The sequence below is a fragment of the Luteimicrobium sp. DT211 genome, assembly GCF_049844995.1.
Taxonomy (GTDB): domain Bacteria; phylum Actinomycetota; class Actinomycetes; order Actinomycetales; family Cellulomonadaceae; genus Luteimicrobium.
Genome location: NZ_JBNCMC010000006.1, coordinates 132168 through 153989 on the forward strand (window position 1 = coordinate 132168; position 21822 = coordinate 153989).

Annotated in this window: 20 protein-coding genes and 1 pseudogene; 16 read left to right on the forward strand and 5 right to left on the reverse strand. The window is 73.5% G+C overall.

Translation table 11 applies throughout. The annotated features are described in order from the left end of the window. Positions 1-91: 91 nt before the first annotated feature. The 7 genes from ACLQ14_RS15240 to mshD all read left to right on the forward strand — a co-directional run bounded on the left by ACLQ14_RS15240 (position 92) and on the right by mshD (position 6823). Positions 92-1006: an ABC transporter ATP-binding protein gene (locus ACLQ14_RS15240; protein WP_425814500.1), complete on the forward strand. Its 915-nt coding sequence runs from the start codon at positions 92-94 to the stop codon at positions 1004-1006. Next, on the forward strand, positions 1003-1800 hold the full coding sequence (locus ACLQ14_RS15245; protein ID WP_425814502.1) for an ABC transporter permease: 798 nt from the start codon (positions 1003-1005) through the stop codon (positions 1798-1800). Before ACLQ14_RS15240 ends, ACLQ14_RS15245 begins: the two co-directional genes overlap by 4 nt. An 80-nt stretch (positions 1801-1880) precedes the next feature. Beyond that, entirely contained in the window at positions 1881-3173 is a 1293-nt protein-coding gene (locus tag ACLQ14_RS15250; RefSeq protein WP_425814504.1) for a sensor histidine kinase, read from the forward strand. Further along, entirely contained in the window at positions 3170-3811 is a 642-nt protein-coding gene (locus ACLQ14_RS15255) for a response regulator (protein WP_425814506.1), read from the forward strand. Before ACLQ14_RS15250 ends, ACLQ14_RS15255 begins: the two co-directional genes overlap by 4 nt. Before the next feature lie 222 nt (positions 3812-4033). After that, a complete protein-coding gene (locus ACLQ14_RS15260; protein ID WP_425814508.1) occupies positions 4034-5188 on the forward strand; it encodes a hypothetical protein in 1155 nt (384 codons plus the stop codon). A gap of 24 nt (positions 5189-5212) precedes the next feature. Beyond that, complete coding sequence (locus ACLQ14_RS15265; RefSeq protein WP_425814510.1) at positions 5213-5773, forward strand: GNAT family N-acetyltransferase; 561 nt, start codon at positions 5213-5215, stop codon at positions 5771-5773. Positions 5774-5785: 12 nt separating this feature from the next. Then, complete coding sequence (mshD, locus tag ACLQ14_RS15270) at positions 5786-6823, forward strand: mycothiol synthase (protein WP_425814512.1); 1038 nt, start codon at positions 5786-5788, stop codon at positions 6821-6823. Positions 6824-6829: 6 nt separating this feature from the next. Here the strand turns inward: mshD and ACLQ14_RS15275 are convergent. Then, a pseudogene (locus ACLQ14_RS15275) lies at positions 6830-7031 on the reverse strand (GyrI-like domain-containing protein); the annotation flags it as partial. A 148-nt stretch (positions 7032-7179) separates the two neighbouring features. On the opposite strand from ACLQ14_RS15275, the gene ACLQ14_RS15280 reads away from it, so the two are divergent. Further along, the gene (locus ACLQ14_RS15280) at positions 7180-7500 is read left to right on the forward strand and encodes a hypothetical protein (RefSeq protein WP_425814542.1); all 321 of its coding nucleotides are present in this window, start codon (positions 7180-7182) and stop codon (positions 7498-7500) included. 72 nt (positions 7501-7572) lie between these two features. Here ACLQ14_RS15280 and ACLQ14_RS15285 read toward each other — a convergent pair whose 3' ends face one another. Next, positions 7573-8223 (reverse strand): TetR/AcrR family transcriptional regulator, encoded by a 651-nt coding sequence (locus tag ACLQ14_RS15285; protein ID WP_425814514.1) that lies wholly within the window; start codon positions 8221-8223, stop codon positions 7573-7575. A gap of 114 nt (positions 8224-8337) precedes the next feature. On the opposite strand from ACLQ14_RS15285, the gene ACLQ14_RS15290 reads away from it, so the two are divergent. From ACLQ14_RS15290 to ACLQ14_RS15320, 7 genes are all read left to right on the forward strand, one after another. Next, entirely contained in the window at positions 8338-9726 is a 1389-nt protein-coding gene (locus tag ACLQ14_RS15290) for an MFS transporter (protein WP_425814516.1), read from the forward strand. Between the two features lie 35 nt (positions 9727-9761). Continuing rightward, positions 9762-11309, forward strand: a complete 1548-nt coding sequence (locus ACLQ14_RS15295; RefSeq protein ID WP_425814518.1) for a GMC oxidoreductase — start codon at positions 9762-9764, stop codon at positions 11307-11309. A 57-nt stretch (positions 11310-11366) separates the two neighbouring features. Next, a complete protein-coding gene (locus ACLQ14_RS15300) occupies positions 11367-11804 on the forward strand; it encodes a C-glycoside deglycosidase beta subunit domain-containing protein (RefSeq protein WP_425814520.1) in 438 nt (145 codons plus the stop codon). Beyond that, on the forward strand, positions 11801-12802 hold the full coding sequence (locus ACLQ14_RS15305; protein WP_425814522.1) for a sugar phosphate isomerase/epimerase family protein: 1002 nt from the start codon (positions 11801-11803) through the stop codon (positions 12800-12802). The genes ACLQ14_RS15300 and ACLQ14_RS15305 overlap by 4 nt, the downstream gene beginning before the upstream one ends. Positions 12803-13164: 362 nt before the next feature. Beyond that, the gene (locus tag ACLQ14_RS15310) at positions 13165-14700 is read left to right on the forward strand and encodes a GmrSD restriction endonuclease domain-containing protein (RefSeq protein WP_425814524.1); all 1536 of its coding nucleotides are present in this window, start codon (positions 13165-13167) and stop codon (positions 14698-14700) included. Between the two features lie 48 nt (positions 14701-14748). After that, entirely contained in the window at positions 14749-16134 is a 1386-nt protein-coding gene (locus ACLQ14_RS15315) for a sigma 54-interacting transcriptional regulator (RefSeq protein WP_425814526.1), read from the forward strand. Positions 16135-16154: 20 nt separating this feature from the next. After that, positions 16155-18233: a vWA domain-containing protein gene (locus tag ACLQ14_RS15320; RefSeq protein ID WP_425814528.1), complete on the forward strand. Its 2079-nt coding sequence runs from the start codon at positions 16155-16157 to the stop codon at positions 18231-18233. 45 nt (positions 18234-18278) lie between these two features. Here ACLQ14_RS15320 and ACLQ14_RS15325 read toward each other — a convergent pair whose 3' ends face one another. Genes ACLQ14_RS15325 through ACLQ14_RS15335 form a run of 3 tightly spaced genes read right to left on the reverse strand, consistent with a single transcriptional unit; the run spans position 18279 to position 20320 of the window. Next, positions 18279-19052, reverse strand: a complete 774-nt coding sequence (locus ACLQ14_RS15325; RefSeq protein ID WP_425814530.1) for an SCO1664 family protein — start codon at positions 19050-19052, stop codon at positions 18279-18281. After that, positions 19049-19594 (reverse strand): DUF3090 domain-containing protein, encoded by a 546-nt coding sequence (locus ACLQ14_RS15330; RefSeq protein ID WP_425814532.1) that lies wholly within the window; start codon positions 19592-19594, stop codon positions 19049-19051. The genes ACLQ14_RS15325 and ACLQ14_RS15330 overlap by 4 nt, the downstream gene beginning before the upstream one ends. A gap of 33 nt (positions 19595-19627) precedes the next feature. Further along, positions 19628-20320: an MSMEG_4193 family putative phosphomutase gene (locus tag ACLQ14_RS15335; protein ID WP_425814534.1), complete on the reverse strand. Its 693-nt coding sequence runs from the start codon at positions 20318-20320 to the stop codon at positions 19628-19630. Between the two features lie 139 nt (positions 20321-20459). Here ACLQ14_RS15335 and ACLQ14_RS15340 point away from each other — a divergent pair, with 139 nt between their 5' ends. After that, on the forward strand, positions 20460-21362 hold the full coding sequence (locus ACLQ14_RS15340; RefSeq protein ID WP_425814536.1) for an HNH endonuclease: 903 nt from the start codon (positions 20460-20462) through the stop codon (positions 21360-21362). Positions 21363-21822: the final 460 nt, after the last annotated feature.

Genomic DNA, 21822 nt, shown 5'->3' on the forward strand with positions numbered 1-21822 from the left:
CCCCAGGTCTCGACCACCCGAGACTTTGGTATCGGGTACGTCCAGCCCGAGGTCCGATGTGCGGCGGGCGCGCGCCGACCAGGCTTGACGCATGATCACCTTCGAGAACGTGAGCAAGAGGTACGGGGGCTTCACCGCCGTCGACGACGTCTCGTTCGTCGCCCGGTCCGGCCGCGTCACCGGCTTCCTCGGTCCGAACGGCGCCGGCAAGTCGACGAGCATGCGCATCATGGCGGGCCTCACGCTCCCAGACCGCGGCGTCGCCACCATCGGCGGGCACAAGTACGCCGACATCCCCAACCCGGGCCGCCACGTCGGGATCCTGCTGGACGCGTCGGCGCAGCACGCGGGGCGCACGGGCCGCGAGGTCCTCACCCTCTCCGCGATGACGATGGGCCTCCCGGAGTCGCACGTCGACGAGATGCTCGAGCAGGTGGGCCTCACGCACGCCGAGGCGAAGCGCCGCGTCAAGAACTACTCGCTGGGCATGCGGCAGCGCCTGGGCATCGCCAACGCGCTGATCGGCAAGCCGTCGGTCCTCATCCTCGACGAGCCCGCGAACGGCCTCGACCCCGCCGGCATCCACTGGATGCGCGGGCTGCTCCGCGATTTCGCGGCCGACGGCGGCACTGTGCTGCTCTCGTCACACCTCCTCCACGAGGTCGAGATGATCGCGGACGACATGGTCCTCATCGGCCGTGGCCGCATCGTCGCGCAGGGCGCCAAGCACGAGCTGCTCCGCACGGCCGGGACGTTCGTCCGGGCTGACGACCCGATGCTGCTGGCCAAGGTCCTCGACGACGCGGGGATCGGGGCCACCCCGTCCGGTGACGGCGGCCTCCGCACCGAGGCGGAGCCCGTGGCCGTCGGCCGCGCGGCCGCCGCGGCGGGGGTCGTCCTCGTCGAGCTGCGCCCCGCGGAGGGCGCCGGCCTGGAGGAGATGTTCCTCCAGCTCACCGCGTCCGACGCCCGCGAGAGCGTGTCCCACGAAGGAGCTGCAGCATGACCGCCGTCTCGACCACCCCGGTCTCCCCCGCCCTGCCCGACACGCTCGACCTGGCCGGGACGCGCCCCGTCCCGCTCACGCGGCTGATCCGCGTCGAGATGCGCAAGATGCGCGACACGCGAGCCGGGACGTGGCTCCTCGCCGTCCTCGGCGGGGTCGCGGTGGCAGTGATGGTCGGCGTGTTCATCGTCGGGGACGCGAACGACCGCACCTTCCTCGACCTTCTCAGCGTCGCCTCGATCCCGCTGAGCTTCATGCTCCCGGTGCTCGGCATCCTGCTGATCTGCTCGGAGTGGGGCCAGCGCACGGCCCTCGTGACCTTCACCCTGACGCCGCACCGCGGGCGCGTCCTGGGCGCGAAGATCGTCGCGGCGCTCCTGTTCGCGCTCGGCGCCATCGCGGTGGCGGCCGTGCCCGCCGCGATCCTCGCCGCCGTCGGCGGCGCGGACGACCCGTGGAGCAACGTGAGCGTCGGCCTGCTGGCCCGTGTGCTGCTGGCGTTCGTGCTCGGCGTCGCGTGGGGACTCGCATTCGGCGCGGCCCTGCTCAACTCGGCCCTCGCGATCGTCGCGTACTTCCTGGTGCCCGTGCTGGTCAGCATCGTCGGCGGCATCTGGACGGGCATCGCGGACAAGGTCGTCTGGTTCGACCTCAACCAGTCGAGCAGCGCGCTGTACGGGACGGACGCGATGTCCGGGTCAGACTGGGCGCACATCGGGACCGGCGTCCTGCTGTGGATCGTGCTGCCCGGGGCGATCGGCACCTGGCGGGTCCTGCGTTCCGAGGTCAAGTAGCACCCGTGCCCGCCGGACGACGGCCGCGCGCCACCCTCGAGGGGGAGGCGCGCGGCCGTCGTCGTCGGCAGACTGGGACGATGCCGACGACGACGCCCGACGCGCGCCCCGGCACACCCGCGCGGTGGGGCGCGGGGACGGTCCGCGCCGGCGTCTACCTCGTCCTCGGGGGCATCGTCGCCGCCGCGTACGTGCTGCTCGCGCAGGCGTTCGCGACGATGCTGACCCGCCCCGGGAGCCCCGTCGTCGCGATCGCGATGCTCGCCGCGGTCACCGCGGTGCTCGGCGCGGTGCCCCCGTTCCTCGCGTCGGTCCGGACGCTCGAGGTCCTCGCCGTCCGCACGTTCCTCGACGTCGACGTGCCCGTCCCGTCCGGCACGGCGACCGCCGCGACCCGCTGGCGCTCCGCCTGCTGGTACGGGCTGCACCTGCTCCTCGGCGCCGTCGTCGTGGGCGGGCTGCTCGTCCTGGTGCCCGTGGCGCTGCAGCTGGCGCTCGGTGCGGCGGGGCTCGAGCTCCTGGGCGACGACGCGCCGGTGCCGTGGGACGCGATCCCGCCCGTCGGGTGGGCCGCGATCGCGCTCGCGATGGTGCTCGCGATCCCGCTCGTCACCGTCGCGAGCGCCGCGGCGCTCCGCCAGGCCGCGCCCGCGCTCCTCGGCCCCGACCAGGCCGAGCGGATCGCCGAGCTCGAGGCGGGCGGGCGGCGGCTCGCCGAGCGTGCCCGCCTGGCGCAGGAGCTGCACGACAGCGTCGGGCACGCCCTGACCGTCACCACCCTCCAGGCCGTGGCGGCCGCCCGCACCCTCGACCGCGACCCCGACGCCGCGCGACGCGCCCTCGCCGCGATCGAGGAGACGGGACGGTCCGCGCTCGCCGACCTCGACCACGTCCTCGGGCTGCTCCGCACCGGGGACCACGACGGCGGCGCGCGGCACACCACGCGCACGCTGGACGACGTCCCCGCCCTCGTCGAGCAGGTGCGGGCCGGCGGCGCCGACGTCGCGCTCGGAGCGCCGCCCCCCGGAGCCACGGGGGTGCCGCGCGCGGTCTCGCACGAGGCGTACCGCGTCGTCCAGGAGTCGCTCACCAACGCGATGCGCCACGCCCCCGGCGCCCCCGTGGCCGTCCGTGTGTCGGCGGCCGGCGACGCGCTCGTGGTCGAGGTCGCCAACGCGCTCGACGACGCGGCGCGCGGCCCCGGCACCCCGTCGCCTCCCGGCGGCCGACCGGCTGGCGGGCGCGGCGTCGCGGGCATGCGGGAGCGGGTCGAGGCGGTCGGCGGACGGCTCGGCGTGGGTGCCGAGCGCGGCGGCGACGGCGCGGCACGATGGGTCGTCCGCGCCACGTTCCGCATCCCGGGGGCCCCATGACCACGCGCGTGGCGATCGTCGACGACGAGCCGCTCGTCCGGACCGGCCTCCGGGCGATCCTGGACGCGGAGGACGACCTCGAGGTCGTCGGCGAGGCCGGCGACGGCGCCGACGTGCTCGCGCTCGTCGCGGACACCGCGCCGGACGTCCTGCTCCTCGACGTCCGGATGGCCCACGTCGACGGCATCACGGCGCTGCGGGCGCTCCTGGCGCGGCGGCCCGACGCGCGCGTCCTCGTCGTGACGACGTTCGAGAACGACGACCACGTCCTCGACGCGCTGGCCGCCGGCGCGCACGGGTTCCTCCTCAAGCGGGCGCGGCCGGAGGAGATCGTGCAGGCCGTGCGGGTCGTGGCGCGCGGCGACTCTTTGGTGTTCCCGGAGACGGTGCGCCGGCTCGCGGCGGGCCGGACGCCGTCGGACACGCTGCGGCAGGACGCCCGGCTCACCGACCGCGAGGCGGAGGTGCTGCGGCTGGTCGCCGCCGGCATGTCGAACCAGGAGATCGCGAACGACCTCTACCTCGGCGTCGAGACCGTCCGCACGCACGTCGGGAACGTGCTGGCGAAGCTCGGCGTCCGGGACCGCACGCAGGCCGTCGTCCGCGCCTACGCGTCGGGCTTCGTGGTCCCCGGCTGACCCACCCCCGGCCCCGCGTCGCCCACCCCTGTCGCCGAACACGGGCTGCGCGCCCGTCCGCTGCGCGAGACGGTCGCGCAGCCCGTTCTCGCGGGGCGGGGAGCCCGTGTTCGGGCCGAGGAACCGGAACGGACCACGCTCACCCGTGCGGGTGAGCGTGCCGCCGCCAGGTTCCCTGTCAGGGGTGATCCGGCGGGGCGCGGGCGCGACGAGGGTCGAGGCATGAGCACTCGGACCCCTTCTCCCTCGCCCGTTCTCCCCGACGACGGCGCGCCCCCCGACGCCGTGCCAACACCCGCCCTCGGGTCGCTCCGCGACGGGCGCGGCGCCGTCGTCGCCCGGTTCGCGGCCGGCTGGTGGGGCGCCGCGGCGGCCGTCGCGCTCGTCGTCGCCCTGACCGGGAAGACGCTCCCGGTCGGCGACGCCAGCCGCGAGGTGGGCACCCCGCTGGTCGGCGTCGACGCCCGCGCTCTGACGTTCTGGATCGGCGCGCTGGCGGTCGCGGGCACGCTCGTCGCCCTCGCCTGCCTGCGGCTCCCGGGAGTTCCGGTCTCCGCGGTCACCCGACGCGTCCGCGTCGCCGTCCTCGCGGCCGGCGGCGCGGTCCTCGCGGGGATCGTGGCGCTGACCGACCTCACGGTGCTGGCCCGCCTCGGCTATCTGCCGGTCCTGCTGATCCTCGCGCCGTTCGACGCGGAGTTCCGCGACGCCCTGCTGCACAAGGTGGTCACCGGGACGTCGACGTTCCAGGCGGTCGCGCTCGTCGGCGGGGCGCTGCTCGCGGTGGCCCTCGTCCGGTTCGACCGGGCGGCACGGGCCGCGTGCGCGTCGTGCGGACGGCACGCCGACGGGCACGACCCGGCCTGGACGACGCCCGCCGCCGCGGCCCGGTGGGGGCGGCGGGCGACGTTCGCGGCGGCCGCCGTGCCGGTGATCTACGCGGTCACACGCCTCGCGTGGGTGCTCGGGATCTCCCTGGGTTTCGACCAGGGCGACCTGGACGCCCTGCACGACTCGAGCGGCTGGATCGCCGCCCTGGGGCTCGGCGGGTTCGCGGCCGTGGGGGCGGTCCTCACGCTCGGGCTGACCCAGCGGTGGGGCGAGCGGTTCCCGCGCTGGACGCTCGGCCTGGCCGGCCGGCGGGTGCCCGTGCTGCTCGCCGTGGTCCCGGCGACCGTCGTCGCTGTGGCGGTGCTCCCCGCCGGGGTCACGCTGATCGCGGGGGTCCTGGACGGCGACCTCGAGCTGAGCGGCGGCGGCGTCGCGGCGTTCGGACCGGCGTTCCTGTGGCCCGTCTGGAGCGTCCTGCTGGGCGCGGCGACGTACGCGTACTGGCTGCGACGACGCGGCCCCTGCCGGGTCTGCGGCGATAGCTGACGGGCACGCCCTAGGCTCTGCGTCGTGACCCGTGCCGAGCCCCTTCGTGCCCCCACGTCCGACGACGTCGCGCAGCTCGCCCGCGTCCTGGTCGCGTGCGTCGCGGAGGGCGCCAGCGTGGGCTGGGTCGCGACCCCCGACGCCGACGACGCCGCGGCGTGGTGGGCGCGGTTCCTGGCGGACCCGCTGACCCGCACCTGGGTGGCGCGCGACGGCGTCGACGGGATCGTCGCGACCGCGTCGCTCGTGCTCGCCGGGCAGGAGAACGGGCGGCACCGGGCGGAGGTCGTCAAGGTCCTCGTGCACCCGGAGGCCCGACGACGCGGGCTCGCCCGGGCGCTCCTGCGTGCCGTCGAGGACGGCGCCCGGGCGGAGGGACGCACGCTCCTCGTCCTCGACACCAACGAGGGCAGCGACGCCGAACGCCTCTACGCCGGCTCCGGCTACGTGCGGGTCGGCGCGATCCCCGACTTCTCGACCCAGACGGACGGAACGCTGCGCGCGACCGTCCTCTACTACCGCCAGGTGGGCAGCGGAGCGGGCGAAGTCCCACCCCAGGGGGATCCTGTTGCCGCGAAATCGTGATGGAATCGTGACATGAACGACTTCACGTCCGCCGTCGCCTCGAGGTTCGCGGTCGGACGCACCCTCGAGTTCACCGTCGAGGACCGGCGCGGCCCGCTCTCGCCCGACGACGCGGCGGCGGTACGCGACCTCGCCCGCGACGCGGAGTCCAACGACGGCGTCCCGCCCCTGTCGGAGCAGCCCCTCCTCTCGCTCGAGAGCGCGGAGGCGCCCGTCCGGCACGTGATCGCGCGGGCGTCGTCGGCGGAGCAGCACCGGCACGCCGGACGCGGCGGCCGTGGCCCGCGCGGCCCCCGGCTCCCCCAGGTGCTCGCGTACGCGCAGATCGACCTCGGCGGGACGTCGCGCGCCGGCGCCGAGCTCGTCGTGCACCCCCTCGTCCGACGGCGCGGCATCGGGCTCGCGGTCCTCTCCCGCGCCATGCACGTCGCGTCGGCACGCGACCGCAGCCTCGCCCTCTGGGCCCACGGCGACCTCCCCGCAGCCCGCCGGCTCGCGCGGAGCCGGAACCTCGTCGTCGTGCGCGAGCTGTGGCGCATGGAGCGGCCGCTGCCCGCGCCCGAGGACCTGGAGGCCGAGGGGCTCGCGGCCGCGGACCCGCCCGAGGGCTATCGCGCCCGCACCTTCGTCCCCGGCGAGGACGAGCCCGTGTGGGTGCGGCTCAACTCCCGGGTGTTCGCGGACCACCCCGAGCAGGGGCGCGTCACCATGGCCGACGTGCGTGCCCGCGAGGCCGAGGACTGGTTCGACGGCGACGCGTTCGTGCTCGTGGAACGCGAGTCCGACGGCGAGGTCGTCGGGTACTGCTGGACCAAGGTCCCGACCGAGACGCCGCGCACCGGCGAGATCTACGTGCTCGGCGTCGACGCGTCGGCGCGCGGTACCGGCCTCGGCTCCTGGCTGCTGCGAGCCGGGCTGGAACGGCTCGCCGCGAAGGGCGCGACGACCGTCGAGCTGTACGTCGACGGGGACAACGAGGCCGCCGTCGCCACGTACGAGCGCGCCGGGTTCAAGCGCGCCAACGCGGACGTGCAGCTCGCGGTCGGCTGACGTGCGCTAGCCCCGTGCGACGGGCTGCCGGAGGATCGTCCGGAGCCTCGCCGGGTCGCTGCGGCGCGGGTCGCTCAGGTAGATCTCGTGGTGCTTGCCGACCGGGCGCAGGCCGGCCCTGCTCGGGGACGACCCGGTCGTGGAGCTCGGCGAGGACCGGACCCTCGTCGTCGTACGGGCCGAGCATCAGCTCACGGAGCTGAAGGCCAAGTACCGCAGGGCCGACCGCACGCGTCAGCAGTCGCAGGCCGAGCCCGCCCCCGACCAGGGCCCGTTGTTCACCGAACCCGTGGAGCAGCTGCGGTTCGACGTGCTCCCAGGTGGGCTCGGACCGTCCCGGCGGCCGAGAAGGAGCGGTGGCCGCTGGCCCCGTACACGGTGGCCCGCGGTTCGTCGCGTCGGTCGACGTCGCCCGGCCCGCGCGGAACAAGCTGCTCGAGGTCCTCGTCCAGGTGCTGACCCGCCGAGCCGAGCACGTCCCCGCGCGCCAGCTCCACGCGCTTCGCAATGGCCAGGGGGCGACGTCCGGCCAGCATGTCCGCGACGACGGCGCCGCGTGCTTCCGCGTCTCCCTCCAGGTCAACGCCCCCTCGGCGCGGCGGCTGCACTTCTGGACGCTCCCGGACGGCACGGTCGAGCTGTCCCGCGTCGTCCTGCACGACGACGTGGAGCCGTGAGCCAGTCCCTACGGGTTCGTGTCCCAGAGTCGGAGAAGGCTCTCCTCCTACGGGGCGATCGGGGGCCGGGGGTCAGTCTTCCGCTCCCTCGTCCAGCATGAGCCGCACTGTCCTGCCGAGGGCGTCGACCAGCTTGTCCGTCTTCATGACCGCGTCGGGCCGCCCCCCTGGGGTGAGCCCGAAGCCGAGCTGGCGCGCTGTGACGCTGTAGACGACCTCGTAGCACCACTCCAGCGCCGTCCGGTCGACGCCAGGGCGATCCCGGCACGTGATGCGCGCGAGCGCGCGACAGAACTCATCGCGGCCGGTCTCCCACGAGATGCTTCCTCGGCGTGCCGCCTCCTCGTCGTCGTCACCCAGGCGCATGAAGGCGCGGATCACGGGGGCGTTCGTGACGAGCGGGCGGACCGCGCTCGCCACGACGGCCTGGACCGCATGCTCGAAGGGTTCATCAGCCGACCCGGCCGTGCGGAGGGCCGTCTTCATCTCCTCGTCGACGCGGTCGAACTCCTCCGTCTGCACCAGACGAAGGAGGTTCGCCTTGTTCCCGACCCGGCCGTAGATCGAGCCTACGGAGACGGCCGACGCCGCACTGACGTCGGCCAGCGTGAAGTCGGGCCCTCCGTGCTCGAGCAGCAGCTTCATGGTCGCTTGTCGCACGCGGGCGAACGAGCGGCGGCTCCGCTCCTGCTGAGGCTCGGCAAGCCCTGGTGTCGTCGTCATGGCCTCATCCTCTCGCGGGCGCGAGCGTCGCAGCGCGACACTTGACCGTCGCTACGAATCCGAATTAGCATTCGGATATCGACGGCGTGACGGCGCGCCAGGAAAGGAAGCGACGTGGACATCGCAGTCCCGCAGCACGTAGTAGAGCAGACGAGCCAGCCTCGTCTGCGGTTCTTCGACAAGGCCACCTACGGCATGGGTGACTTCGCCAGCCAGCTGATCTGGAGCACGACGGGCAGCTACCTCGCCATCTTCTACACCGACGCCGTCGGTATCGCTGCCGCGACCGTCGGGGTGCTGATCTTCGGGGCGCGCATCATCGACGCCGTCATCGATCCGGTCATCGGCATCCTGACCGAGCGGACCCGAAGCCGCTTCGGCCGGTTCCGACCCTGGGTCCTGTACGGATCGGCGCCGCTCGCACTCCTGCTGGTGCTCACCTTCACCGCGCTGCCCGGGGCCAGCGGGGGCACGGCTGTGCTGTGGGCGGTCGTCACCTACGGACTGCTCGGCGTCGCCTACTCAGCGGTGAACCTACCGATCGGTGCCCTCGCGGGCGTCATCAGCCGTCATCCCGCCGACCGTGTCTCGCTCGGATCGGCGCGCATGATCGGGACCAATCTCGGGGTCGTCCTGCTGTCGTTCGTGACGGTCCCCCTGATCGTTCACTTCAGTCACGCCGGCGGTGCGATGACCGCAACCGGCTACACCCTCACGGCCGTCGTTCTCGGAGTCGTGGCCCTCGCGCTCCTGCTGGTCGTGTTCGCACGCTGCAAGGAGACGGTGCAACCTGTCCGCGTCACACTCCCTCCGGTGCGCACGACGCTCCGGGTGGCATTCGGGAACGTGCCGCTCATGTTGATCGCGGCCGCCCTGCTGCTGGGCATGACCGGGTACTTCGGGCGCCTCGGGGTTGCGATCTACTACCTGATCTACAGCGTCGGTCGCGCCGATCTGGTCCCCGTGCTCATGGCCGCGCCCGCCGTGGCGAGCATCGTCGGGATCGTCCTCTTCTCGCGCCTGTCCGGGCGGCTCGGCGGGCGTGCCACGGTGATCCTGTCGCTCTTGTGGCAGGCGGCCTCGCTGACGGCGCTCTACCTCGTCGGATTCGACCGCGTCGTCCCGGTCGTGGTCCTCAGCGTGGTCTACGGACTGGGCTTCTTCGGCTTCCCCGTCCTGATCGGCATGGTCCCCGACGCCATCGATCTGGGCGAGCACCGTACGGGTGTCCGCGCGGACGGCACCGCGTACGCGATCTCGAGCTTTGCCACCAAGGCTGCGAGCGGCGTCGGGGGCGCCGTCGGCATCGCCCTCATCGGCGCGATGGGATACGTCGCGAACCAGCCGCAGTCCGCCAGTGCGACCGCCGGGATCAACCTCGTCGCCAACGTCGGCCCCGCCATCTGCTTCGTCCTCGCCGCCGTTCCCCTCTGCTTCTACCGCATCACCAACGACGACGCGATCCGCGTCCGACACCTGCTCGACGCGGACCGCCCAGCGTGACGGCTCGCGGCACCAGCGCAAACGGAAGGAATCCTGTGTCAGATCCCACTGTCCTGATCGTCGGGAGCGGACCGGTCGGTTCGGCGTTCGCGCGCCTCATCGGCGAGTCCAGGCCCGACGTGTCGATCACGATGCTCGAGCTGGGGCCCCAGGTCACCGACCCGGCCGGCACCAACGTCCGCAACCTCCCGACCACCCAGCGCGACCTTGCGCGGACACGGTCGCAGGGGCCGCTGGGGCAGCCGTCCGGCGACTCCGCGCGCTCGATGCACATCGAGGGGACGATCATCTCGCCCGGTGGCACGTACCTCGTGGCACCGGGGCGTCAGGCAGGGATGCCCGCCGCCGCTCTCTCGAGCTGCGTGGGCGGGATGGGCGTGCACTGGACGTGCGCCACGCCGCGACCGAACGACGACGAGCGGGTGCCGTTCCTCAGCGACAGCGAGCTCGACGCCGCGCTCTCGGAGGCGGAACGGCTCCTGGCCGTGACGACCCTCCCCGAGAACCCGTACGGGCGGGCCATCCGCGACGTCGTCCGCGAGCACTTCGCCGGCGCCCTTCCCGACGACCGGCTGCCCGCCGGGCTGCCCATGTCGGCGACCCCCCAGCCCGACGGCACGATCCGGTGGGGCGGAGCGGACACCGTCCTCGGCGACACCGAGCTCGACCTGCGACCCGACACCATCGCCCGCCGGCTGCTCGTCGACGGGTCGCGTGTCACGGGCGTCGAGATCGAGTACCTGCCCACCGGGGAGCGATCCCTCATCACTGCCGACGTCGTGGTCGTGGCGGCGAACGCGCTTCAGACCCCGCAGCTGCTGTGGGCCTCCGGGATTCGGCCACCCGCGCTCGGCCGCCACCTCACCGAGCACGTGCTCGTCTACAGCGTCGTCGCGCTCGGCGACGAGATCGTCCGCCGCGCCGGCATCGACACCCCGGTCGCCGAGATCGTGAAAGACCCGACCGCCTCGACGATCGGCGTCCCCTACACGCAGGGATCCCATCCCTACCGGACGCAGATCATGCACCTGGCAGACCCCCCCTTCCCTGTGGACGAGGACGCCGTCGACGTCGGCGCGGCCCGGTACGTCGCGATGGGCAACGGAGTACGGAAGTTTCCCCGACCCGAGGACCGGGTCGAGTTCTCCGACACCGAGCTCGACGGATGGGGGATGCCCCAGATGACCATCCGCTACGGGCTCACGGACCGCGAGCACGCGGAGGTCGAGGCGGCCATGACCGACCTGCGCGAGGTCGCACAACGGCTCGGGGCCTTCGTTCCCGGCGGCGAGCCGAGACTCATGCCCGCCGGCACCTCGCTGCACTACAAGGGCACCGTCCGGATGGGCGACGACGGCGGCGAGTCGTCCGTCGTCGACAGCCGCTCGCGGGTGTGGGGTTTCGACAACCTCTTCGTCGGCGGTAACGGCGTCATCCCGACGGCGACCACGACCAACCCGACGCTGACCAGCGTCGCACTGGCTGCGCATGCCGTGCCTGCGGTTCTCCAGGCGCTCGAGACGGCAGCGCTCGACACGGCGCACCTGGCGGGCGCGGCGCCCGCCGCACGACCCACCACGTGAACGTTCGCGCGACCGTGACCGCACGACGCGCCCCTGGCGCACGAAAGGGAAGGTGAGATGCCTACCAGCTACATGAAGCTCGCGTACGAGGACAAGGTCCTGCGTCCGGGTGCTCTGACGGAGATCCGCCTCGAGACAGGCCCCGTCGGGTTCACCCTCGACGTCGGACTGAACTACTACCGAGGCCTGCCTCTGTCCGCCGTGGAGCGGTTCGAGCTGACCGTCGACGGGGAGCGAGTCCCGGACCACCAGCTGCTCTTCGAGCTCAACGACAAGCTGATGCCGCTGAGCCAGCTCGCGCTGGCGTTCACGGAGTTCTGGTCCGTCAAGAAGGACCTCCGGGTGCACGTGTACCAGGGCGGGCTGCAGGCCGGCGACCACGACGTCGCGCTCACCATGGTGCTGCGCTGCGTCTACATGCAGCTCGCCCCCGGCGTCTGGGGACAGGTCGACAACTCCGCGTCACGGACTCTCACCCTCTCGGAGGCAGCATGATCATCAACGGAATCGAGCAGGGCGTCTCGCTCTACGGCTTCAACCAGCGGTACGTCGAGATCCCCGATTACACGATCGAGGACACGTTCCGCGAGCTGAACGAGCTCGGCGTCGAGAAGTTCGAGGTCGTCGGCTCGATCTTCTTCGACCAGTACCCGCGCCCCGCCGTCGGCGAGGTCGACCGCATCCTCGACGCGGCTGCGCAGTACGGCGTGAAGCCGTTCAGCTACGGCGGATACATCGATCACGGCAGGATCACCGGTCACACCCCGAACGACGAGGACTACGTCCTCGACCTCACGGCCGACCTGAAGACCGCACGCGAGCTCGGCTGCACGTACGCACGCGAGACGAACATCCCCATCCATCTGATGCCGCTCGCGGCACAGCTCGCCGAGCACTACGGGGTCGGGATCGGCATCGAGGTGCACGCCCCGTCGCGGCCGAGCGACCCGCATATCCAGGAGCAGCTGGAGGCGTTCGAGAAGATCGGCAGCGACCTGCTCGGTTTCATCCCCGACTTCGGGTGCTTCATCGAGCGCCCGAGCGCGCCGGGGATGGAGAAGTACCTGGCGGAAGGTGCGTCCGAGGAGCTCCTGGAGTTCATCATCGCCCACCGCCACTCGGGCCTCTCCGAGGCACAGATGCATGAGCGAGTCCGCGAGATGGGTGGCGGGCTGCCCGAGAAGCAGGCGATCGCGGACTTCTTCGGCTTCCTGTCGTTCGGACCCGCGGATCTCGAGGGCTTCACGACGCTGCTCGGCCGCTCGTTGTACTTCCATTCGAAGTTCTTCCACGTCACGGAGGACCTGACAGACCCGACCATCCCGGTCGAGGGGCTTCTGACGCGGATCGTCGACTCCGGCTTCCAGGGTGTCCTGATGTCCGAGTACGAGGGGCACGCGTTCCACAACGACGACGCCCACGAACAGCTCGACAGGCACCTTCAGCTCGAGCAGCGCGTTCTGCGATCCGTCCCCGTTCCGGTGCACGCGTAGGGGGCAGGGGCAGGGCGACGAACCTCGGGCCGTCGCCCTGCCCTTGGCCTTGCCGGACTCACCGCAGCAAGCCGGGGGACTCACGTGCCGCTGCGCTCACTCCGGCTCGCCCGACAGGAAGGCGCCATCCGGCGCAGCGCGGTCGCGCAGCTCGAGCACCGGCTCACGGCGCAGAAGGCCAAGCAGTGTCTCGCTCCAGGTCAACCCGCCGTCAGCCCGGCGGCTGCACTTCTGGACGTTCCCGGGCGGCACGTTCGAGCTGTCCCGTGTCGTCCTGCACGACGACGTGGAGCCGTAGAGCCGCCCGCGTTTCATCCGTTCTCCCGACGCGACCGTGAGCCGGGCGCGGGAGACTGGCCCACGTGTCGCTTCCACCCGCGGGCTGGTACGCCGACCCGGCCGAACCCGGCCGGGTCCGTTGGTGGGACGGGTCCCGCTGGACCGACCAGGCGAGGCCTGCGGCACCACCCGACGCCGTGCGACAGGACGACGGCCCCACGCCGGACGACGGTCCCCCGCCGGACCTGATGGGGCCGACGGCGTCGCGCGAGCACCCGCCCGGATCCGCCCCCGCCCCACGCCCGCCGACCGCCGCACCGCGGCGGGCCCGACCGACCCTGTGGCCGTGGCTCGTCGCCGTCGGCGCCGTCCTGCTCGGGGCGCTGGGCGGGGTCAGCAGCGCGCTCATCGCCGGCGGCCTCGCCGCCGGTGCGATCGGGATCGTCGGCCTCGCGACCCACCGCGGCGCGGTCGGCCGACGGCGCGGGCTCAGCGCGGGCGTCACGGGCGCCGCAGTCGTCGCGCTCATCGCCGGGGGCGCGGTCGCCGGGACCGACGACGACCCCACCCCGCCGTCGGCCGGCTCCGCGGCGACGTCTGCCACAGATGCCCCGACCCCGACCGTGAGCCGCAGCGCGCCACCGTCGGGCACTCCGTCGCCGACCGCCCCGACGCCCACGCCGACCTCCGCACCGCGCGCGACGTCCTCGGCCCGACCCACGCCGACCCTGACGCCCACGGTCCCGCGCGCCACGACGGGCGCGAAGACGACCGCCCTGTCCGTCCTCGCCCTGCTGCCGGTCAAGGGCCGCGCCCCGATGACGGGCTACGAACGGTCCGCGTTCGGGCCGGCGTGGGCCGACGTCGACCGCAACGGCTGCGACACCCGCAACGACATCCTGGCGCGCGACCTGCGGCGGACGACGACGAAGCCCGGCACCCACGGCTGCGTCATCCTCACCGGGACGCTCGTGGACCCGTACTCGGGCCGGACCATCGCGTTCACGCGCGGGGTGCGCACCTCGACGGCCGTCGAGATCGACCACGTCGTCGCGCTCGCCGACGCGTGGCAGACCGGCGCCCAGAAGTGGGACGCGACGACGCGGGAGAAGTATGCCAACGACCCGCTCGTCCTCCTGGCCTCGGACGGCCCGCTCAACGAGCAGAAGGGTGCGTCCGACGCCGCCTCGTGGCTCCCGCCCAACAAGGCGTTCCGCTGCCAGTACGTCGCGCGGCAGGTCGGCATCAAGCGCGTCTGGCACCTGTGGGTCACCCGCGCCGAGCACGACGCCATCACGCGCATCCTCGCGACGTGCCCGAACCAGCCGGTGCCGTCGGGGGCGACGAAGCCCCGCGTCATCCCGAAGCCGGCGGCGATGCCCACCCCGGCGCCCATGCGGCGCGCGGCAGTGCCACCGCCCGCGGCCGGCAAGCACCCGTCGACGACGGCGCCGCTCGACCACTGGAACTGCCCGTCGTGGGCGCCGATCAAGGGCAACGAGTCGAGCCACATCTTCCATATGCCGGGCGGTCAGTACTACGACCGCACCGCGCCTGAAGTCTGCTTCGCGACGAAGGCCGCGGCGATCGCGCACGGCTACCGCCAGTCGAAGCGCTGACCGCTCGAGCCTCCCCACTGCCCGCGCCGCGGGGTTACGCTCGCCAGGATGACGCCTCCAGCTGCTGCGACCGTCGGCGAGCTGCGTGCCTCAGGGCACGTGCACAGGACGGTGCGCGCCGAGATCCGGGACAACCTTCTCACCGCCCTGCGCGAGGGCCGCGACCCGTGGCCGGGGGTGCACGGCTTCGAGTCGACGGTCATCCCCCAGCTCGAGCGCGCGCTGATCGCGGGCCACGACGTGGTGCTGCTCGGCGAGCGCGGCCAGGGCAAGACGCGACTCCTGCGGACGCTCGCGGGCCTGCTCGACGAGTGGACGCCCGTGATCGCGGGGTCCGAGCTCGGGGAGCACCCGTACGAGCCGATCACGACGGCGAGCCGCCGCCTCGCCGCGGAGCTGGGCGACGAGCTCCCGGTCGCGTGGCGGCACCGCGACGAGCGGTACGTCGAGAAGCTCGCGACCCCGGACACCTCCGTGGCGGACCTCATCGGCGACGTCGACCCGATGAAGGTCGCCGAGGGACGCAGCCTGGGCGACCCGGAGACCATCCACTTCGGCCTCGTGCCGCGCAGCCACCGCGGCATCGTCGCGATCAACGAGCTCCCCGACCTGGCCGAGCGCATCCAGGTCTCGCTGCTCAACGTCATGGAGGAGCGGGACATCCAGGTCCGCGGCTACGTGCTGCGCCTGCCGCTCGACGTGCTGGTGGTCGCGAGCGCCAACCCGGAGGACTACACCAACCGCGGCCGCATCATCACGCCGCTCAAGGACCGGTTTGGCGCCGAGATCCGCACGCACTACCCGATCCGCCTCGAGGACGAGGTGGCGGTCGTCCGGCAGGAGGCCGCGCTCGTCGCCGAGGTGCCGGACTACCTCCTGGAGATCCTGGCCCGCTTCACGCGCGAGCTGCGCGAGTCGAGCGCCGTCGACCAGCGCAGCGGCGTGAGCGCGCGGTTCACGATCGCGGGCGCCGAGACGGTCGCGGCCGCGGCGCTCCACCGCGCCACCCGGCAGGGCGAGCCCGACGCCGTCGGGCGGCCGGTCGACCTGGAGACGGCGGTCGACGTGCTGGGAGGGAAGGTCGAGTTCGAGTCCGGCGAGGAGGGCCGCGAGGACGAGATCCTCGAGCACCTGCTCCGCACGGCCACGGCCGAGACGGTCCGAGCGCACCTGCGCGGCATCGACCTCGGCCTCCTCGTCGACGCGCTCACCGGCGGGCGGATGGTGACGACGGGCGAGCAGGTCACGGCCCGCGACGTCCTCGCGGGCCTGCCCGTGCTGGGCGAGTCCGAGCTGTACGACGACGTGTGCGAGCGCCTCGGCGCGACCTCCGACGGCGAACGGGCCGGCGCGATCGAGCTCGCGCTCGAGCGCCTGTACCTGGCCCGGCGGATCAGCAAGGAGGCCGGCGACGGCGAGACCATCTATGGCTAGCGCCACGCCGGCGGCGGGTCGTGGCTAGGCAGAACCGCCGGCTCGGCCGCCGGTCGCGCTACGTCGCGTACACCGACGGGCCGGACCCGCTCGCGCCGCCCGTCGACCTCGCCGACGCCCTCGACGCGATCGGCGAGGACGTCATGGCGGGCACGTCCCCCGAGCGGGCGATCCGGGAGCTCCTGCGACGCGGTACCCGCGACAGCGCCGGGCTCGACGACCTCGCGCGCCGGGTGGCCGAGCGGCGCCGGGAGCTCACGAGCAGGCACCACCTCGACGGCACGCTGCAGGAGGTCAAGGAGCTCCTCGACCGCGCGGTGCTCGCCGAGCGGGGGCAGCTCGCCCGCGACGTCGACCTCGACGACGGCGAGCGAGCGCTCGCCGAGATGCGGCTGGACGCCGTCCCCTCCTCGCCCGCGGCCGCGGTCACCGAGCTCGACGACTACGACTGGCACTCCGCGGACGCGCGGGCCGACTTCGAACGCATCAAGGACCTCCTGGGTCGCGAGCTGCTCGACCAGCGGTTCGCGGGCATGAAGCAGGCCCTCGAGGGCGCGACCGACGCCGACCGCGCCGCCGTGAACGCGATGCTCGAGGACCTGAACGAGCTGCTCGAGGCCCACGCGCGCGGCGAGGACACGCCGGAGCAGTTCGACGCGTTCATGGCCGAGCACGGCGACTTCTTCCCCGAGAACCCCGCGAACGTCGACGAGCTCCTCGACTCGCTCGCCGCCCGCGCGGCCGCCGCCCAGCGGCTGCGCAACTCCCTGACCGCCGACCAGCGTCGCGAGCTCGACGCGCTCGCCCAGCAGGCGTTCGGCTCGTCCGAGCTGATGGAGTCCCTCGCGCGGCTAGACTCGACGCTCCAGACGCTCCGTCCCGGCGAGGACTGGGGCGGCTCCGAGCGCCTCGACGGGGAGCAGGGCCTCGGCCTCGGCGACGGCACCGGGGTGCTGCAGGACCTCGCGGACCTCGACGAGCTCGCCGAGCAGCTCGCTCAGTCGTACGAGGGCTCGCAGCTCGACGACGTCGACCTCGACAAGCTCACGCGCCAGCTCGGCCCGGACGCGGTCGTCGACGCGCGGACGCTCCGGCGGCTCGAGCGGGCGCTGCGGGACTCCGGGGCGGTGCGGCGCGCCGCCGACGGGCAGCTCCTCCTGACGCCCAAGGCGATGCGGCTGCTCGGCCGCAGCCTCCTGCGCGACATCGCCGAGCGCCTGACCGGCCGGACCGGCGCGCGCGACGTGCGGCGGGCCGGGGCGGCCGGCGACCTCGCCGGCTCCACGCGGCCGTGGGCGTTCGGCGACACCGAGCCGTGGGACGTGACGCGGACGATCACGAACGCGCTGACCCGGCAGGCCGGCGTCGGGCGCGGGGAGGACGGCGGGCGCCCCGGGGGAACCGGGCCGCGCGTCGCGATCGCGCTGGACGACGTCGAGGTCCAGGAGACGGAGGCGCGCACCCAGGCGTGCGTCGCGCTGCTGGTCGACACGTCGTTCTCGATGGCGATGGAGGGCCGGTGGGTGCCGATGAAGCGGACCGCGCTCGCGCTCCACACGCTGGTCTCGAGCCGGTTCCGGGGCGACGACCTGCAGCTGATCGGCTTCGGCCGCACCGCGGCCACCATGGAGATCGACGAGCTCGTCGGGCTCGACGCGCTCTGGGAGAAGGGCACCAACCTCCACCACGCCCTGCTGCTCGCGAACCGGCACTTCCGCCGGCACCCCAACGCCCAGCCCGTGCTCCTCGTCGTGACCGACGGCGAGCCGACGTCCCACCTCGAGCCGGACGGCGAGGCCTGGTTCGACTACCCGCCGGCGCCCGTGACGATCGCCCACACCGTCCGCGCCCTCGACGCCGCGGCCCGCCTGGGTGCGCACACGACGTTCTTCCGCCTCGGCGACGACCCGGGGCTGGCCCGGTTCGTCGACGCGATGGCCCGCCGGGTCGGCGGCAGCGTGGTCGCGCCCGAGGCCGACGACCTGGGCGCCGCCGTCGTCGGCTCGTACCTCAGCTCGCGGCGGGACGCCGGGCGCGCGGGCAGCGCCGGCTGGGACGACGACCCGCTCGGTTCGGGGCCGTTCCGCGCCTGGGGCTGAGGCGGGGTCCGGGCGCGGGACCGAGCCCGGACGACGGCGCTCGGCTCAGAACAGCGGCCAGGGCACGGCGGGCATGGGTCCCTCGGGCGCGGGGAAGCGGCCGCGCCGCAGGAGCCGGTCGCACCGGGCAGCGAGCGCCGCGACCTCGGGCTCGTCGAGCAGGTCGCCGAGCCGCCGTCCGAGGTCGCCACCCAGGTCGGTGCGCACGCGCTCGACGCCCCCGCGCTCGTCGTCGTCCAGGGACTCCCCCGCCCACCCCCAGAGCACCGTGCGCAGCTTGTGCTCCACGTGGAACGTGACGCCGTGGTCCACGCCGAGGCGCCGGCCGTCCGGCATCGGGAGCACGTGCCCGCCCTTGCGGTCAGCGTTGTTGACGACGACGTCGAACACCGCCATCCGGCGCAGCGCGGCCGAGTCCTCGTGGACCAGGCGCACGGGCTCGTCGTCCTCGCCGAGCCCCTCGAGCACGGTGAGCGGGCCGCCGTCGTCGGACGCGGTGTCCCGGCCGTCGTCGCGCGCCGGCAGCACGTCCACGGGGTCCTGCCCGGGGTCCTGCTCCTGCCACAGTTGGACCATGCCCGCTCCGAGCGGCCCGTGGCCCAGCCAGGTGCGCGGCACGACGCCCCACCCGAAGGACTCCGAGACGAGGTACGCCGCGACCTCCCGGTTCGCGAGGGTGCCGTCGGGGAAGTCCCAGAGCGGCGCCTCGCCCGCCACGGGCTTGTAGACGACGGTCGCCTCGCCGATCCGGCCGAGGAACGTCGCGTTGGACGCCACGCGGATGCGCCCGAGGATCTCGAGCTCTCCCTGCTCCGTCACGCCTCGTCGGGGGTCGCGCACTCGTGGCCGTCGTCGTCGATGGGCTCGCCGCAGAGCGGGCAGGTGGGACGTCCCGACTCGACGACCGCCCGGGTGCGCTGGACGAACGCGCGGGCCGTGCCCACCGGGATCCGGACGCGCAGCATCTCGCTGGGCTCGGCGCCGTCGTCCTCGTCCGGGTCGGGCGGGTCCTCGCCCACCGGGAACGCCTCGATGAGCACCTGGGACGTGCGGGGGTCCCAGCCGAGGCGGATGGCGCCCGTCCGGAAGTCCTCCTCGACGGGCTGGTCCAGGGGGTCGTCGTCGCGCAGCTCGGCGGGTGCGTCGGCCGGGATGGTCAGACCCTCGACCTGAGCGGTGAGCTGGTCGAGCATCTGGTCGATCGTCTCGGCGAGCACCGCGGACTGCTGCTTCTCCATGGCGACGCTCGCCGTGCGGGTGCCGGCGCGGGCCTGGAGGTAGAAGGTGCGCTCGCCCGGACGACCGACGGTCCCGACGACGAGCCGGTCGGGCCAGTCGAACTCGTGCACGAGGGTGGGCATGGCCTCCACTCTAGAGAGCGACCCGGACCTACGTCAGGAGCCCGCGGCGCCCGCCCCGCCGCCGACGGGCGCGTCGCCGGCCGGCGGGGCGGCGCGCAGCCACGACAGGTCGCCCGACTCCGTGTTCGTGGCGACCACCTCGGGCCGGTGCGGCCCGTAGCGCACGATCGACACCGACGCCGGCCCGACCGCGATGCGTTGGAACAGGTCGAGGTGCATCCCCAGCGCATCCGCGAGCACGGCCTTGATGATGTCGCCGTGCGCGACGGCCGCCCACACCGCGCCCGCCCCGTGGCGCGCCTCCAGCGCGGCGTCGTGCCGGCGGACCGCCTCGACCGACCGCGCCTGCATCGCCGCCATCGACTCCCCGCCCGGGAAGGCCGCGGCCGACGGCTGTCGCTGCACCACCGACCACAGCGGCTCCTTCGCGAGGTCGCGGAGCGTCCGCCCCTGCCAGTCGCCGTAGTCGCACTCCGTGATCCCGCGCTCGACGACGAGCGCCGGGTCGGCCTCCTGGTGGTCGACGACGGCGCGCGCGGTCTGCCGGCAGCGCTCCAGCGGGCTCGTGACGACCGCGACGAGCGGGACCGCGCCGAGGCGCCGCGCCGTCGCCTCCGCCTGGGCGCGGCCCGTCGCGTCGAGCCGGACCCCAGCGGCGCGGCCCGCGAGGAGACCGTTCGCGTTCGCCGTCGTGCGGCCGTGGCGGACGAGGAGGACGGTGGCCATGCCCCGAGCCTGCCACGCGAGCGGACACGATGGTCGCCGGTGACCGGCGATGTGCGTCTGGTAGCGCAGGAGGTGTGCGTTTGGTAGCGCAGCAGGTCCGCGCCGCCGCATCGTGGGCGCGGCGTGAGAAGCTCCGCCTGTGGAATCAGCGCTCGAGGCCGAGCTTCGCCGACGCATCATCGCCTGGGTCATGGATCGGGCCGAGGCGAACGGCGGCTTCCTGCACCGCGACGAGCTGCTCGACTTCCACATCGACGGACGCAAGCTTCCCGTCATCGACTACTCGCGTGGCATCCGCAATCCCGCGGTCTTCGGCTCGACGCTCTCGATCGTCAGCACACCGCACGGCCCGTATGACGACGCCGAGTCCGACGACGGCCTCCTCCACTACGCCTACCGCGAGGGCGATCCGTGGTCGGGCGACAACCGGAAGCTCCGCAACGCGCTCGACACCGGGATGCCGCTGATCCTCTTCCGGAAAGAGGTCAAGAACATCTACACGCCGGTGGCGCCCGTCTACGTCGTCGACGACGAGCCGGAGAACCGCGCGTTCCTGATCGCGTTGGACGAGTCGTTCACCTTCGTGCCGGACCCCGCGCACCTCACGACGCCGCAGAAACAGTACGCGCTCCGGCTCGCGAAGCAGCGGCTCCACCAGCCGATCTTCCGGACGCGAGTCCTGCTGGCGTACGACACCCGCTGCGCCGTCTGCGAGCTCAAGCACGGGTCTCTGCTCGATGCCGCGCACATCCTTCCCGACTCGCACGAGCGCGGGATCCCCGCCGTCCCCAACGGGCTCGCCCTCTGCAAGATCCACCACGCCGCGTACGACCAGAACTTCCTGGGCATCACGCCCGACTGCCGCGTCGAGATCGCCCTCGACCTGCTCGAGGAGGTCGACGGGCCGATGCTCAAGCACGGGCTCCAGGAGATGCACGGCCGGGATATCCGGCTCCCCCGACGACGCGCGGATCGCCCCGACCGCGACGCGCTCGCCGAGCGGTTCCACACGTTCGAGCAGCGGGCCGCCGCAGCGCCCTGACTGCGCTCCGGCGCCGCCGGGCCCTCTCGCCAAGCGGCGGAGCCGCTCCACGTGACCGGTCGACTGACCAGTCGACCGGAGACAGCGCCGTTCCGTGTCGCTGGTGGGCTCACGCCTGCCGAAGGCTCACGAGGCGTCAGAAGGGTGGGTCGTCATCGGGTGGCGCGCCGGGGTCTCCTGGCCGGGGTCGACGAGTGCGCGGGCGTGACCGGTGGGTCTCGACGCCGTGGGATTCTGGGCGCGCCGGCGCCGGCCCGTTCTCGATTCCGCTCGCGCTCTCGGTGCTGCTCGCTCGTGCCGGGTCGGTGACGTGGGGGCCGACCCGGTGCTCGTGCCCGGTCGGTGATCGCCAGGTCACGACGCCGGTCACGGGGTCGCGGGTGGTCGACCAGCCGCCGTGGGTCTTGAGGTTGTGGTGGTGACGGCACACGGGGTGGAGGTTGTCTGCGCGTGTCTGGCC

Excerpts from the sequence above, each read along its gene's own strand:
- ACLQ14_RS15240 (WP_425814500.1), top strand. The coding sequence starts at position 92 with ATGATCACCTTCGAGAACGTGAGCAAGAGGTACGGGGGCTTCACCGCC.
- ACLQ14_RS15245 (WP_425814502.1), top strand. The coding sequence starts at position 1,003 with ATGACCGCCGTCTCGACCACCCCGGTCTCCCCCGCCCTGCCCGACACG.
- ACLQ14_RS15250 (WP_425814504.1), top strand. The coding sequence starts at position 1,881 with ATGCCGACGACGACGCCCGACGCGCGCCCCGGCACACCCGCGCGGTGG.
- ACLQ14_RS15255 (WP_425814506.1), top strand. The coding sequence starts at position 3,170 with ATGACCACGCGCGTGGCGATCGTCGACGACGAGCCGCTCGTCCGGACC.
- ACLQ14_RS15260 (WP_425814508.1), top strand. The coding sequence starts at position 4,034 with ATGAGCACTCGGACCCCTTCTCCCTCGCCCGTTCTCCCCGACGACGGC.
- mshD (WP_425814512.1), top strand. The coding sequence starts at position 5,786 with ATGAACGACTTCACGTCCGCCGTCGCCTCGAGGTTCGCGGTCGGACGC.
- ACLQ14_RS15285 (WP_425814514.1), bottom strand. The coding sequence starts at position 8,223 with ATGACGACGACACCAGGGCTTGCCGAGCCTCAGCAGGAGCGGAGCCGC.
- ACLQ14_RS15300 (WP_425814520.1), top strand. The coding sequence starts at position 11,367 with ATGCCTACCAGCTACATGAAGCTCGCGTACGAGGACAAGGTCCTGCGT.
- ACLQ14_RS15305 (WP_425814522.1), top strand. The coding sequence starts at position 11,801 with ATGATCATCAACGGAATCGAGCAGGGCGTCTCGCTCTACGGCTTCAAC.
- ACLQ14_RS15315 (WP_425814526.1), top strand. The coding sequence starts at position 14,749 with ATGACGCCTCCAGCTGCTGCGACCGTCGGCGAGCTGCGTGCCTCAGGG.
- ACLQ14_RS15330 (WP_425814532.1), bottom strand. The coding sequence starts at position 19,594 with ATGCCCACCCTCGTGCACGAGTTCGACTGGCCCGACCGGCTCGTCGTC.
- ACLQ14_RS15335 (WP_425814534.1), bottom strand. The coding sequence starts at position 20,320 with ATGGCCACCGTCCTCCTCGTCCGCCACGGCCGCACGACGGCGAACGCG.